11 protein-coding genes are annotated in these 14,459 nt (G+C 65.1%); 5 read left to right on the top strand and 6 right to left on the bottom strand.

Features of this window, described 5'->3' with window-relative positions:
• Positions 1 to 35 precede the first annotated feature (35 nt).
• The 5 genes from accB to J2X92_RS26315 all read left to right on the top strand — a co-directional run bounded on the left by accB (position 36) and on the right by J2X92_RS26315 (position 5,155).
• Positions 36 to 497 (top strand): acetyl-CoA carboxylase biotin carboxyl carrier protein, encoded by a 462-nt coding sequence (gene accB / locus J2X92_RS26335; protein ID WP_307580280.1) that lies wholly within the window; start codon positions 36 to 38, stop codon positions 495 to 497.
• Between the two features lie 2 nt (positions 498 to 499).
• Positions 500 to 1,849: an acetyl-CoA carboxylase biotin carboxylase subunit gene (accC, locus tag J2X92_RS26330; protein ID WP_055801743.1), complete on the top strand. Its 1,350-nt coding sequence runs from the start codon at positions 500 to 502 to the stop codon at positions 1,847 to 1,849.
• Positions 1,850 to 1,862: 13 nt separating this feature from the next.
• Complete coding sequence (gene prmA, locus J2X92_RS26325) at positions 1,863 to 2,747, top strand: 50S ribosomal protein L11 methyltransferase (protein WP_307580277.1); 885 nt, start codon at positions 1,863 to 1,865, stop codon at positions 2,745 to 2,747.
• Between the two features lie 73 nt (positions 2,748 to 2,820).
• Positions 2,821 to 4,203: a zinc-ribbon and DUF3426 domain-containing protein gene (locus J2X92_RS26320; RefSeq protein WP_307580276.1), complete on the top strand. Its 1,383-nt coding sequence runs from the start codon at positions 2,821 to 2,823 to the stop codon at positions 4,201 to 4,203.
• Positions 4,204 to 4,252: 49 nt separating this feature from the next.
• Positions 4,253 to 5,155 (top strand): carbohydrate kinase family protein, encoded by a 903-nt coding sequence (locus tag J2X92_RS26315; protein ID WP_307580273.1) that lies wholly within the window; start codon positions 4,253 to 4,255, stop codon positions 5,153 to 5,155.
• Between the two features lie 79 nt (positions 5,156 to 5,234).
• Here the strand turns inward: J2X92_RS26315 and J2X92_RS26310 are convergent, their stop codons facing one another.
• The 6 genes from J2X92_RS26310 to J2X92_RS26285 all read right to left on the bottom strand — a co-directional run bounded on the left by J2X92_RS26310 (position 5,235) and on the right by J2X92_RS26285 (position 14,451).
• Positions 5,235 to 5,759, bottom strand: a complete 525-nt coding sequence (locus tag J2X92_RS26310; protein WP_307580272.1) for a histone H1-like DNA-binding protein — start codon at positions 5,757 to 5,759, stop codon at positions 5,235 to 5,237.
• A 196-nt stretch (positions 5,760 to 5,955) separates the two neighbouring features.
• Positions 5,956 to 7,134, bottom strand: a complete 1,179-nt coding sequence (locus tag J2X92_RS26305) for a ribonucleotide-diphosphate reductase subunit beta (RefSeq protein ID WP_055801759.1) — start codon at positions 7,132 to 7,134, stop codon at positions 5,956 to 5,958.
• Between the two features lie 178 nt (positions 7,135 to 7,312).
• Entirely contained in the window at positions 7,313 to 10,225 is a 2,913-nt protein-coding gene (locus J2X92_RS26300) for a ribonucleoside-diphosphate reductase subunit alpha (protein WP_307580269.1), read from the bottom strand.
• A 351-nt stretch (positions 10,226 to 10,576) separates the two neighbouring features.
• Positions 10,577 to 11,194: a 1,6-anhydro-N-acetylmuramyl-L-alanine amidase AmpD gene (gene ampD, locus J2X92_RS26295; RefSeq protein WP_307580267.1), complete on the bottom strand. Its 618-nt coding sequence runs from the start codon at positions 11,192 to 11,194 to the stop codon at positions 10,577 to 10,579.
• On the bottom strand, positions 11,181 to 12,749 hold the full coding sequence (locus J2X92_RS26290) for a sigma-54-dependent transcriptional regulator (protein WP_370878294.1): 1,569 nt from the start codon (positions 12,747 to 12,749) through the stop codon (positions 11,181 to 11,183). Before J2X92_RS26290 ends, ampD begins: the two co-directional genes overlap by 14 nt.
• Positions 12,750 to 12,753: 4 nt before the next feature.
• Positions 12,754 to 14,451, bottom strand: coding sequence for a two-component system sensor histidine kinase NtrB (locus J2X92_RS26285; protein WP_307580264.1), 1,698 nt, complete (start codon positions 14,449 to 14,451; stop codon positions 12,754 to 12,756).
• Between the last annotated feature and the right edge of the window lie 8 nt (positions 14,452 to 14,459).

The raw sequence follows: 14,459 nt of genomic DNA, 5'->3' as shown, positions 1-14,459 counted from the left end.
ATCCTAATGACCGGCAAAGTCGGCACTGGAGCCTCATGGATCTGCGCAAACTCAAGACACTGATCGATTTGGTGTCTGAATCCAATATTTCCGAACTGGAAATTACCGAAACCGAAGGCAAGGTTCGCATTGTCAAGGGCGGCGGCGCTGCCCCCGTGCAATATGTGCAGACCGTCGCCGCACCGGCTGCAGCAGCACCCGCCGCCGGTGCCCCGGCAGTTCCCGCAATTGCCAGCGCACCGGCACCCGAGGCTGCGCCCGCAGGGCACGCCGTCAAGTCCCCCATGGTGGGTACTTTCTATCGCTCGTCCAGCCCGGGCGCGCCCGCTTTTGTCGAGATCGGCAGCAAAGTGAACGAGGGCGACACCATCTGCATCATCGAAGCGATGAAGATCCTCAACGAAATCGAAGCTGACAAGTCCGGCACGATCACCCAGATCCTCGGCGAAAACGGCCAGGCGGTCGAATACGGCCAGCCGCTGTTCATCATCGAGTGACCATGTTCAAGAAGATCCTGGTTGCAAACCGGGGGGAAATCGCCCTCCGGATCCAGCGCGCTTGCAGTGAGCTCGGCATCAAGGCCGTGATGGTCTATTCGGAAGCCGACCGCGACGCGAAGTACGTCAAGCTCGCGCAAGAGGCCGTTTGCATCGGCCCGGCGCCGTCGTCGCTCAGCTATCTCAATATGCCGGCGATCATCTCGGCGGCCGAAGTGACCGACGCCGAGGCGATTCATCCCGGCTATGGTTTCCTGAGCGAGAACGCCAACTTCGCCGAGCGGGTGGAGCAGAGCGGTTTCCAGTTCATCGGCCCCACGCCGGACAACATCCGCACGATGGGCGACAAGGTCTCGGCCAAGCAGGCGATGATCAAGGCCGGCGTGCCTTGCGTGCCCGGCTCGGAAGGCGAACTCTCCGACGATGCCGCCACCAACAAGCGCATTGCCCGCGCGATCGGCTACCCGGTCATCATCAAGGCGGCGGGCGGCGGCGGTGGCCGCGGCATGCGTGTGGTGCACACCGAAGCAGCGCTGATCAACGCGATCCAGATGACCAAGGCGGAGGCCGGCGCTGCGTTCAACAATCCGGCCGTGTACATGGAGAAGTTTCTCCAGAACCCCCGCCACGTCGAGATCCAGATCCTGGCCGACAAGCACAAGAATGCGGTCTACCTGGGCGAGCGCGACTGCTCCATGCAGCGGCGTCACCAGAAGGTCATCGAGGAATCGCCGGCGCCCGGCATTCCGCGCAAACTGATCGAGAAGATCGGCGAGCGCTGCGCCGCGGCCTGCAAGAAAATCGGCTACCGCGGCGCCGGCACCTTCGAGTTCCTCTACGAAAACGGCGAGTTCTATTTCATCGAAATGAACACGCGCGTGCAGGTGGAGCACCCGGTGACCGAGTTCACCACCGGCATCGACATCGTAAAGACGCAGATCATGGTGGCGGCGGGCGAGAAGCTGCCGTTCACGCAGCGCCAGATCGAGATGCGCGGCCACGCCATCGAGTGCCGAATCAACGCCGAAGACGCCTGGAAGTTCACCCCGTCGCCGGGCCGCATCACCATGTGGCACCCGCCGGGCGGCCCTGGCGTGCGCGTCGATTCGCATGCGTACACCAACTACTTCGTGCCGCCGAATTACGACTCGATGATCGGCAAGATCATTGTCTACGGCGACACGCGTGAGCAGGCCATGGCGCGCATGCGCACGGCGCTCAATGAAACCGTCATCGAAGGCATTCAGACCAATATTCCGCTGCACCGCGAACTGATGGTTGACGCCAAGTTCATGAGCGGCGGCACCAATATCCACTATCTCGAAGAGTGGCTGGCCGCGCATAAGCGCTGAACGGCACCACGGCATGTTTGAACTACGCCTCATGGCGCCGGAAGACCGGGTCGAAATGCTCGGCGATGCGCTCGACGCACTCGATGCGCTGAGCGTGTCGGTCGAAGACGCCGATGCGCAGACAGATGCCGAGCAGGCGTTGTTCGGCGAGCCCGGCATGCCGCCGCCCAAGGAAGGCTGGCAGCGTTCGCGCGTGATCGCGCTGTTTGCCGACGAAGCGCTTGCCAACGAGGCCGCGTCGGTGCTCGCGCTGCAGGACTTCTTTGACGGCTGCGAAGTGCTCGGCGTGGCGCCGGTTCCCGAGCAAGACTGGGTGCGGCTCACGCAGTCGCAGTTTGCGCCGGTCGAAATAACGCCCGAGTTCTGGATCGTCCCCACGTGGCACGAGCCGCCCGAACAGGCGAAGCAGGTGATCCGCCTGGACCCGGGGCTCGCCTTCGGTACCGGCACGCACCCCACCACGCGCATGTGCCTGCGCTGGATCGCGAAGCAGGGCGCGTTCGCCGGCCAGCGTGTGCTCGACTACGGCTGCGGCTCCGGCATCCTTGCGATTGGCGCGGCGAAGTTCGGCGCGCCCGACGTCGATGCGGTCGACATCGACGAAGCGGCCGTTTCGTCGACTCGTCTCAACGCCGAAGCCAACGGCGTGCGCCTGAACGCAGGCCTGCCCGAAGCAGCCAAGGGCCGCTACGAAACGGTGCTGGCCAACATCCTGGCCACGCCGCTCAAGGTGCTTGCGCCGCTTTTGTGCAGCCACGTGGCGCCCGGTGGGTCGCTGGTCCTGGCCGGCATCCTCGAGCGCCAGGCCGACGAGCTGAAGCAGGCCTATGCGCCGTATGCCACGCTCGAGGTCAGCGACAGCGAGGACGGCTGGATCCTCATGACGGCGCGCTGCTGAGGACGCAGCAGGCCTTTCGTGTCGCTCTGATTCCCCTGGCGCGGCGAGGGCCCAACCCTACAATCGCCCGGTCATGAGCCTTGTCACGCGCTGCCCCGCCTGCACCACCACCTTCAAGGTGGTTCGCGACCAGCTCCGCATCTCGGATGGCTGGGTGCGTTGCGGTCGTTGCAGCCACGTGTTCGACGCCACGCTCGATCTGCACGAGGCACCCGACTCCAGTCCCACGACCGGCAAGGTGTCATCGTCGGCCGCCGCGGCTACGGCTACGGCAGCGCCCCTCGCCAAAGCCGAGCCACCTGCAGAGGAGTCCCGGCAGGCAGCCGATGACGCGGACTTCTTCGACGACGAGCCCGAGCAACGAGAGACACCCGAAGCTTCCGCCCCCGAGCCGGCCCGCGAGGAGATCGAGGCCCTGTCGACCGCGCCTGTGCCCGAGCCCGAATCACTTCCGGCATCTGCTTCCGTATCCACGTCCGCTACGGTCCTGCCGTCACACGGCATCGTCGCGGACGAGCTGTGGTCCGACTTCGAGGCCAACGAGCCCGAGTGGCGGCCGCCGCCGAGTTCGCTGCCGCCCTTTCCGAACATCGACCTGAATCTTGCGGCTCCGCCTTCGCCCCCGCCGCCGCCGGCGCCTCCCTTGCCGGCCCTGCGCCTCAAGGCCCGCGAGCTGGTGGCCTCGGCCAGCGACGAGAACGAGAAGCACGAGCCGGCGCTGGACCGCGACCAGGTGCAGATGCAGAAGGCGCTGCGCCGGGCGCGAATCAAGTCTGCCAAGATCGCGGGCGCCAAGGCGCGGGACGAGCGCAGCGCCGCCAAGGCATCGGCGTTGGTTGTGCGCGAGGCGAGCGAGGCCGATCCAAGTCTCCTGCCGCTCCCCTCGGTTCGCGACGACGCCGACGATTCCGAGCGGCTTCCTCTTTTCGATGGCGAGAAGCCGATCTCCGATGCCGCGGGATTCTGGCAGCGCGGCGCGGTGCGGCGCTGGCTCTGGATTTTTGCGGCGCTTGCCGTCCTGCTGCTGATCGTTCAGGTATTGCGCCACGAGCGCGATGGCATCGTGGCCCGCCAGCCGAACCTGCGCCCGGCCCTTGCCGCGCTGTGCGGGTTTACCGGCTGCGAGCTCACGGCGCTTCGCCAGATCGGGGACATCGTCATCGAGGGCGCGGCCTTCGCGCGCGAGAAGACCGGCAACAACGACTACCGGCTCAGCTTCACCCTTCGCAACGGCGCTACTGTTCCCCTGGCCATGCCGGCGGTCGAGCTTTCGCTGCTCGACACGCAGGAGCGCGCCGTCGTGCGCCGCGTGTTGACGGCCACGGACTATGGCGCGCCCGCGGTGCTTCCGGCGCGCGCCGACCAGGCCGCGTCATTGCCGCTGACCTTGTCAGCAACCGAGGCCGCGACGCTGCCGCCCATTGCCGGCTATCGCGTCGAAGCGTTCTATCCCTAGGTCGAACTCACGTTCGGCCTCTTATCCATTCCCAACCTACGGTCCACCCATGGCAGCAGTGATTTGCGGTTCTCTCGCGTTCGACACCATCATGACTTTCGAGGGCCGGTTCGCCGACCAGATTCTTCCGGACCAGCTGCATATCCTCAATGTGTCGTTCCTGGTGCCGGGGCTTCGGCGTGACTTTGGCGGCTGCGCCGGCAACATTGCCTACAGCCTGAACGCGCTGGGCGGCACGGCGCTGCCGATGGCAACGCTCGGCAGCGATGGCGCGGACTACCTGGAGCGCATGCGCGCGCTGGGAATCAGCACCGAGTTCGTGCGCCAGCTCGACGACACCTTCACGGCGCAGGCAATGATCATGAACGACGTCGACAACAACCAGATCACGGCGTTCCACCCCGGCGCGATGCAGCAGGCGCACCTCACGAAGATCGTCGCCCGCGAAGACATCCGCGTCGGCATCATCGCGCCCGACGGCCGCGAAGCGATGCTGCAGCACGCGGAACAGTTTGCGGCCGCTGGCATTCCGTTCGTGTTCGATCCGGGCCAGGGCCTGCCGATGTTCGACGGCGATGCGCTCAAGCATTTCGTCGAACTGGCAAGCTGGGTCGTCGTGAACGACTACGAAGGAAAGATGCTCTCGCAGCGCACCGGCTGGAGCCTGGCCGAGATCTCGAAGCGAGTGCGCGGCCTGGTGGTCACGCTGGCGGCGGAGGGCTGCGAGGTCTGGACCAACGGCGAACGCGAGCATGTGCCGGGCGTGACGCCCACCGCAGTGGTCGAGCCCACCGGTTGCGGCGATGCCTGGCGCGGCGCGCTGCTGTTCGGCCTGGAAAAGGAATGGCCGCTCGCGCAGTGCGCGGCATTGGGCAACCGCATTGGCGCGCTCAAGATCGCGCAGCGCGGGCCGCAAAACTACCAGATCGACAGGCAGGCGCTCGGCCTCTGAGCCGCTGGTTCAGGCGGCCATAAAAAAAGCCCGACACCGTGAGGTGCCGGGCTTTTTGCCGTCAAGGCCGCTGAGAGACTCAGGGCTTGCTGGCCGTCGGAAACGGCCAAGCTGCCTGCGGGTTCAGCGTCGTTTGCGCAGCAGGAGCAGGCGCTGCGGCAGGGGCTGCCTTGGCAGCCTTCTTTGCAGCAGGCTTCTTGGCAGCGGCAGGCTTGGCAGCGGGCTTTTTCGCGGCTTTCTTGGCCGCAGCCTTTTTGGCAGGAGCCTTCTTGGCGGCAGCCTTCTTCGCAGGGGCCTTCTTGGCAGCGGCCTTCTTCGCCGGAGCCTTCTTCGCCGCCGCCTTCTTGGCAGGAGCCTTCTTCGCTGCGGCCTTCTTCGCCGGCGCCTTCTTGGCAGCGGCCTTCTTTGCCGGAGCTGCCTTCTTGGCGGCTACCTTCTTCGCAGGCGCCTTCTTGGCGGCTACCTTCTTGGCTGCGACCTTCTTGGCCGGAGCCTTCTTCGCAGCTACCTTCTTGGCGGGAGCCTTCTTAGCGGCCGCGACCTTCTTTGCCGGAGCCTTCTTTGCAGCGGCTTTCTTAGCCGGCGCTTTCTTTGCAGTTGCCATTTCTATTTCTCCTTGATCAAGTTGAAAAAATCAACCTATTGAAGCACTCCGCGCACGTTGGTAGCGCAAAGCGATTCATGGCGTTGGAATCTGTGCTCCAGCACCATGAACACCTGAGCCCTCATCCATGCCGCGCTCTTCGGCGCGATCGGTGGCAAGGGCAATTCTTGAATTCATTAATTCTTGTCGGAAAGATTCAATCCCAGGAGAGCGCGCCGCCCGATTGGTACTCGATCACGCGGGTCTCGAAGAAGTTGCGCTCTTTTTTCAGGTCAATCATTTCGCTCATCCATGGGAACGGGTTTTCCTCGTTCGGGAAGAGCGTTTCGAGGCCGATCTGCTGTGCCCGCCGATTGGCGATGTAGCGCAGGTAGCCCTTGAACATGGAGGCGTTCATGCCGAGCACACCACGGGGCATGGTGTCTTCGGCGTATTTGTATTCGAGCTCGACGGCCTTCATGAAGAGGGCCTTGATTTCCGCCTTGAACTCTGGGGTCCAGAGGCCGGGGTTCTCGAGCTTGAGCTGGTTGATCAGGTCGATGCCGAAATTGCAGTGCATCGACTCGTCGCGCAGGATGTACTGGTACTGCTCGGCGGCGCCGGTCATCTTGTTCTGGCGGCCGAGCGCAAGGATCTGCGTGAAGCCGACGTAGAAGAAGAGGCCCTCCATCAGGCAGGCGAACACGATCAGCGACTTGAGCAGCGTCTGGTCGGTTTCGTGCGTGCCGGTCTTGAAGAGCGGGTCGCTGATGGCGTCGATGAACGGAATCAGGAACTGGTCCTTCTCGCGGATCGACGGCACTTCGTTGTATGCGTTGAAGATCTCGCTCTCGTCCAGGCCGAGCGACTCGACGATGTACTGGTACGCGTGCGTGTGGATCGCTTCTTCGAAAGCCTGGCGCAGCAGGAACTGGCGGCATTCAGGCGCCGTGATGTGGCGATAGGTGCCCAGCACGATGTTGTTGGCGGCCAGCGAATCGGCGGTCACGAAGAAGCCGAGGTTGCGCTTGACGATGCGGCGCTCGTCTTCGGTCAGGCCGTTCGGGTCTTTCCACAACGCGATGTCGCGCGTCATGTTCACTTCTTGCGGCATCCAGTGGTTGGCGCAAGTGGCGAGATATTTTTCCCAGGCCCACTTGTACTTGAACGGCACCAGCTGGTTGACGTCGGTCTGACCGTTGATGATGCGCTTGTCGGAAGCCTTGACGCGCTGTGCGGCGACGGGGGCTGCTGTGGGCTGCTGTGCAATCGACGAAGTCGGAGCGTCCACCGATCGGCCTGCGGTGATGCCGCTGGTCGATGCGTGGTGTTGCTGCAATCCTTGTTGCATATCCTTTGGCAAGGAGGGCTTGACTTCTTCGTCCCAGGTCAACATAGAAAAATCCAATGCTCAATTATCGGAGCAACGATGTGAGTTGCAAAGTGCTCGTTCACGTCGCGCTCCATTTATGTGGTTGTTATGTTGCTCTCATGCATCGCGCGATGTCAGTCGATGCCGTGATCGACTGAGAGTTCGCGCGTCGTGCATGCACCTCTCTGACTTCACTCACGCGTCATTGGCATGCTTCGCAAGTCGGATCGTCGACGCCGCAGAACGCGATGTCGGTCGCAGGCATCGCACTCATCTGTGCCTTCGCTGCGGCCGCTGCAGCCTCGAGCGCACTCATGCCCGACGATGCATCGCTGCCCGACGACACTGCGTTGAGGCGGCCCGATTGCACGGTCGACTTTTCGGCGTGCGTCGCACTCTGCGTGCGCAGGTAGTAGGTGGTCTTCAAGCCGCGCAGCCATGCGAGCTTGTAGGTGTCGTCGAGCTTCTTGCCCGATGCGCCGGCCATGTAGATGTTGAGCGACTGCGCCTGGTCGATCCACTTCTGGCGGCGCGCCGCGGCTTCGACCAGCCACGTCGTCTCGACTTCGAACGCGGTGGCGTAGAGCGCCTTCACGTCTTGCGGCACGCGGTCGATCGGGCGCAGCGAACCGTCGAAGTGCTTCAGGTCCATCACCATGACGTCGTCCCACAGGCCCAGGCGCTTCAGGTCGCGCACCAGGTAGTGGTTGATCACGGTGAACTCGCCCGACAGGTTCGACTTGACCGAGAGGTTGCCGAAGCAGGGCTCGATGGAGGCGTCGACGCCGATGATGTTGGAGATGGTCGCGGTCGGTGCGATGGCCACGCAGTTCGAATTGCGCATGCCGTCGGCCTTGATCTTCTGGCGCAGCGCGTCCCAGTCCAGCGTGGCCGAGCGGTCCACTTCCACGTAGCCGCCGCGGGCCTTCTCGAGCAGTTCGAGCGTGTCGATCGGCAGGATGCCCTTGTCCCAGAGCGAACCCTTGTAGCTCGAGTACTTGCCGCGTTCCTTGGCCAGCTCGGTCGATGCCCAGTAGGCGTGGTAGCAGATGGCTTCCATCGACTCATCGGCAAACTGAACGGCTTCTTGCGAGGCGTAGGGAATGCGCAGTTCGTACAGCGCGTCCTGGAAGCCCATCAGGCCCAGGCCGACCGGACGGTGGCGCAGGTTCGAGTCGCGCGCCTTCTTCACGGCGTAGTAGTTGATGTCGATCACGTTGTCGAGCATGCGCATCGCGGTGGCGATGGTCTTCTTGAGCTTGTCGTGGTCGACCTTGCCGTCCTTCAAGTGCTGCAGCAGGTTCACGGAACCCAAGTTGCAGACGGCGGTTTCGGTGTCGCTGGTGTTCAGCGTGATCTCGGTGCACAGGTTCGACGAGTGAACCACGCCGGCGTGCTGCTGCGGCGAGCGCACGTTGCAGGCGTCCTTGAAGGTGATCCAGGGATGGCCGGTCTCGAACAGCATCGTGAGCATCTTGCGCCAGAGGTCCGACGCCTGGATGGTGCGAGCGGGCTTGATCTCGCCGCGCGCGGCCTTTTCTTCGTAGGCCACGTAGGCCTTCTCGAAGTCGGCGCCGAACAGGTCGTGCAGGTCAGGCACGTTCGAGGGCGAGAACAGGGTCCAGGTGCCCTTTTCCATCACGCGGCGCATGAACAGGTCGGGGATCCAGTTGGCCGTGTTCATGTCGTGCGTGCGGCGGCGGTCGTCGCCGGTGTTCTTGCGCAGCTCCAGGAACTCCTCGATGTCGAGGTGCCAGGTTTCGAGGTACGTGCAGACGGCGCCCTTGCGCTTGCCGCCCTGGTTCACCGCCACGGCCGTGTCGTTCACCACCTTGAGGAACGGCACCACGCCCTGCGATTCGCCGTTCGTGCCCTTGATGTGGCTGCCGAGCGCGCGCACGCGGGTCCAGTCGTTGCCCAGGCCGCCGGCGAACTTCGACAGCAGCGCGTTTTCCTTGATCGACTCGTAGATGCCGTCGAGGTCGTCGGGCACGGTGGTCAGGTAGCAGCTGGACAGCTGCGAGCGCAGCGTGCCGGCGTTGAACAGCGTGGGCGTGCTCGACATGAAATCGAAGGACGACAGCACTTCGTAGAACTCGATGGCGCGCGCTTCGCGGTCGATTTCGCCGAGCGAGAGGCCCATGGCCACGCGCATGAAGAAAGCCTGCGGCAGCTCGATGCGCGACTTGCGCACGTGCAGGAAGTAGCGGTCGTACAGCGTCTGCAGGCCGAGGTAGTCGAACTGGTTGTCGCGCTCGGCCTTGAGCGCAGCGCCCAGGCGGGGCAGGTCGTACTGCAACAGCTTCTCGTCGAGCAACTCGTTCTCGACGCCCTTCTTGATGAACTGCGGGAAGTAGTCGGCGTAGGTCTGGGCGCGCTCGGCGGGCATGACTTCGCGGCCGATGATCTCCTTGAAGATCGTGTGCAGCAGCAGGCGGGCAGTCGCGAAGGTGTAGTCGGGGTCCTTCTCGATCAGCGTGCGCGCTGCCAGGATCGAGGCCTTGTAGACCTCGTCGAGCGGCACGCCGTCATACAGGTTGCGCATCGTCTCGGCGACGATGGGTGCGGCGGTGATGCCGTCGCCCAGGCCTTCGCAGGCCGATTCGATCAGGCCCTTGAGTTCGTTCAGGTCGAGCGCGATGCGTTCGCCGCCGTCCAGCACGTGGAGCAGCGGCGTGGCTGGCGCTTCCTGCGCGCCCTGCTTGGAGCGCTCTTGCGTGCGGCGTTCGCGGTACAGCACGTAGGCACGCGCGATTTCATGGTGGCCGCCACGCATCAGGCCGAGTTCGACCTGGTCTTGCACGTCTTCGATGTGGAAGGTGCCGCCGCCCGGACGCGAGCGGACCATCGCGCGAATCACGCCTTGCGTGAGGGTGTCGACCGTTTCGCGCACGCTGGCCGAAGCCGCGCCCTGGGTGCCGTGCACCGCCAGGAAGGCTTTCATCATCGCGATGGCGATCTTGTTGGGCTCGAAGGGAACCACGGCGCCGTTGCGGCGAATGATCTGGTAGTTAGCGAGGTTCTGGGCGGTGGTGGAGCCCGCGGTGTCGCGCTGCTGCTGCGGCGTGGAGGGAACGGCGCGCGGGGTCGATGGGGTGTTCAGGGCTGTTTGCATTCGCTTCCTCTCGGTATGGCAATTCTTGTTGGGTGGCAGCGCCCTGGTCGGGCGTTGCGCCGGCGTTGTTGGCCGGACGGAGGACACTATATCTAGGGTCTGGTGGGTCTACAAGCCACTACAGGTAGTGTTTCGACGAAGTTTAACCCCTACGGGTATTTCTCTACCGATCACGCACGGCCATCGGTGCCCCATGAATACTGGCCTATGGTCGCGCAGGCCGCACGGGGCGTGGCTTGCAAGCCGATTTGGGCCTGCAAGGCGCATGGTTGCTACGCTGCGCAACTGCATCGGCCGTATCGAGGCGGCGCAAACGCATCGCATCGCAGGGCGCCGCGCGATAAAAAAAAATTAGCGTGGGATCGCCTGTTCGGGAAACATTCGCGAGTCCCAGCCGAGTTGCGCGCGCAGCAAGTGCCAATCGAAGCCGGCGCCAGGGTCCTGCTTGCGGCCCGGCGCGATGTGTTCATGGCCGGCGATGTGGGCAATGGCGTAGTGCTGCGCAATGGCGGCCGAGAGGCTGGCCAGCGTCTCGTATTGCGCGTCTTCGAAACGCTCGCCTTCGAGCCCTTCAAGTTCGATGCCGATGGAATCGTCGTTGCAGTTCTGGCGGCCGCGCCATGACGACGCGCCGGCATGCCAGGCCCGGTCATCGCAGCTCACGAACTGCCACAGCTCGCCGTTGCGCCGCACATAGAAATGCGAGGAAACCTCGAGGCCACGAATGGATTGGAAGTAGGGGTGCGCATCCCAGTCGAGCTGGTTGGCAAAGAGCTGTTGCACCGCGTCGCCGCCGTATTCGCCGGGCGGCAGGCTGATCGAATGCAGCACGATCAGGTCGGTCTGCGCGCCCGCGGGCCGAAGGCCGAAATTCGGCGAGCGCAGCGCCTTGGCAAAACGATACCAGCCGGCTTGCCAGAGGCCGTCGTCGCCGCTTACCGCGCTGGCGGTTTCGTCACTCGTCGGCATGGCTGGCAGCACCTTCGTCGCCGTTGGGCGTGGTGATGCCCAGCCGCGCGATGCGGTAGCGGATCTGGCGCAGGCTCATGCCGAGCCGCGCCGCGGCCGCCGTTCGGTTGAAGCCGCTTTCGCGCAGCGCACGCACGAGAATCTCGCGCTCCTGCTGGTCCAGATAGGCCTGCAGATCGGAGGGAAGGGCGGCGGGCTTGGGCTCCGCAACCGCGCTTGCGGCCGGAGCGGGTGCGGGAGGCGATTCGCCATCGGCCACTGAAGAAGAAGACAGGGGCGAAGGCGCGGTGGCCGCAGCGGTCGAATCTGTGGGCGCCGCGGCAGGCTGCCCGCCCGCCGTCAGATCGAGGTGCAGCTCGTCGCCGTCGTTGAGTGCCACGGCGCGATGCAGCAAATTCTCGAGTTCCCGCACGTTGCCGTCGAGCGGGTGCTGCGCCAAGCGGCGCAGCAGATCGGCGGAAAGGTGGGGCACCGGCAATCCGCCGTCGTGCGCAATGCGCGCGAGCAGCGCGGCGCACAGCGCGGGCAGGTCTTCGCGCCGATCGCGCAGCGCGGGCACCGCAATCTCGATCACGTTCAGCCGGTAGAACAAATCTTGCCGGAAGCGGCCGGCCTGGACTTCGGCGTGCAGATCCTTGTGTGTGGCGCTCACGATACGCACGTCCACCGCATCTTCTTGCGTGGAACCGATCGATCGCACGCTGCGCTCCTGGATGGCGCGCAGCAGCTTGGACTGCATGGCCAGCGGCAGGTCGCCGATCTCGTCGAGGAACAGCGTACCGCCGCGCGCGGCCTGGAAATAACCGTCGCGGTCTTGCGACGATCCGGTGTAGGAGCCTTTTCGGGCGCCGAAGAATTCGGCCTCGAGCAGGTTCTCGGGAATGGCGCCGCAGTTGACCGCAATGAAAGGGCCTTCGCTGCGCTGGCTGCAGGCGTGCACGGCGCGCGCCACGAGTTCCTTGCCGGTGCCCGATTCGCCGCGCACCAGCACTGGCGCCATGCCGCGCGCCACCTTGGCGATGCGCGACTTGACGAGCCGCATCGGCTCGGAGTCGCCCACCAGCCGCTGGAGCGCCGCAATGCCGCTGCCTGGAACGGCGGGCGCATCGGTGCGTTCGCCCGTTTCCGCAGGCGCCGCGCGCACGGCCTTGGTTGGGGGCGCCTGCTGCGCCTGCACGGCGGAAGCAACAACCGCGCGGAACTGCTTCAGGTCGACCGGCTTGGTCAGGTAGTCGAAGGCGCCGGCCTTCAGCGCCTCGACCGCGTTCTCGGCCGAGCCATACGCCGTCATCACGACGCAGCGCTCGCTGCGCTGGTTCTTCTGGATGCGATGGATGATTTCCATGCCCTGCCCATCGGGCAGCCGCATGTCGGTGATCACCGCATCGAAGTGCGCGGCTTCGAGGTGCTGCCAGGCTTCCGAGACGCTGCCGGCGGCCTCGACGCGATAGCCCTCGCGCAGCAAGGTCAGCTCGTACAGCGTGCGCAAGTCGGGTTCGTCGTCAATGACCAGGATGTTGGCCGGACGCTGCAGGTTAGAAGGAGGAGTGCTCACGGCGCTATTGTGTCAGCCGGTTTTCGCTCGGTGCAAAGCTGACGAAGAATTCGTTGCCTTCGGGGCCGCCCGCCACCAGCGCACGCCGTTCGTAGCCAATGGTGGCGCCATGGCGCCGGCACAGCTCCCGGCACAGGAAAAGGCCGAGCCCGCTTGAGCGGCTCTCGGATGAGAAAAAAGGTTCAAACAGGTGGCGCTGCACGGCGGGCTCCAGCGGCGCGCCGTCGCTCCACACCTGCAGGCTGGGTCGTCCGGATGTGCCGCGCTGCATGGTGGTGACGACCTGGATCGAGCCTTCCCGGTTGCCGGCGTAGCGCGCCGCGTTGTCCAGCAGGTTCACAAGCAGGCGGCGCAGGTGCTCGACGTCGAAGCGCACTTCGCTGTCGACGGCATCGAGCGTGATCAGCACGCCCTGGCGGTGCGTCTGGCGCACCCATTCTTCGGCCAGCGCACGCACCGCAGGGTCGAGCGCGACCTGCTCGCCGAGCGAGAGCACGCGCTGCTGGCGCGCGCGTGAAACATCGAGCACGTCGTCCACGATGCGGGCGAGCCGCTGCGCGTTGTGCTGGACCATGCTGGTCAACTTGCGGTGCGCGGGATCGGTGAGGTCTTCGTTGAGCAGGGCGCTGGCCTGCGTGATCGCGGCCAGCGGGTTGCGGATTTCGTGCGCCACGGCGGCCGACATGCGGCCCATTGCGGCGAGCTTCTCGGTTCGGATGCGGGCTTCGAGTTCGCGCAGGTCCTGCAGGAACATCACGCACAGGCTGTCGACGCGCTGGTCGCTGGTAGGCGTGAGCCGCGTGCGCACCCGCACTTCACGCGCGGCGCCGCGCGCTTGCGCCACTGGAATTTCTTCGCTTTGCGGCGCGCGGCGCGCAAAGGTTTGGCGTGCAAGTGCCCCCAGGGCATGCCAGGCTGGCTGCGCATGCAGCGCAAAGGGCAGGGTGAGGCGGGCCAGGCCTTGTCCGAGGATGGCGTCGGCCGCCGGATTGGCCGCATGCACCATGCCTTCGGCGTCGATCACCAGCACGCCCTCGCTCAGCGTCTCGATCACCAGGTCGTTGACCTGCGCCTGCATCTGCGCGCTGCTGCGGTTGCGCAGCGCGGTTTCTTCTTCGCGCGCAAGCCGGCGAGCCAGCTCATGCGCCAGCAGGGCCACCACGAAGAGGCCGGTTCCCGTGAGCGCCGCCTGCACGAAGCGGGTGGAGGAATCGCCGGGCTGCTGCAGCCAGTGCCAGCCCGCATCGGCGAGCAACAACAGCGTGACAGTGGCGGTGGTGCCCAGGCCCACGGTCACCGTGCCGAGCACAGCGCTCATCAGCACGGGAAGCGCGAACAGCGGCGTGTAGTTGATGTTGCCGCCCTGGAGCACCTGGAGCGCGGTGAAGGTGCCAAGGTCAATGCCGATGGTGACGAACCACAGCGCAGCGAAGCCACGGATGGGAGGCGTGAAATGCGCGTAGCGGGCGCCCAGCCAGCTCGCGACCAGGTAGCCGGCCGACAGCGCGATGGCCAGCGGCTGCATCGTCTGGCCAAGCGCCATGGCGATGCCTTGCAGCAGCACCAGAATGAGCGCAACGAAGCAGCGTGCCGCCATGAAGCCGCGCCACAACCGCAGCAGCGCGGCGCTCTCGCTGCCGCCCGGCTCGAGCGCGTCCCAGTCGGTGGCGGCCTCGCCTCGCGGCCAGAGGGAAGAGCTCATGGATGCGC

It is taken from the genome of Variovorax paradoxus, assembly GCF_030811855.1.
Lineage (GTDB): Bacteria > Pseudomonadota > Gammaproteobacteria > Burkholderiales > Burkholderiaceae_C > Variovorax > Variovorax paradoxus_L.
The sequence above is the reverse complement of the archived record's forward strand: the minus strand, read 5'-3'. Positions and strand labels throughout refer to the sequence as shown.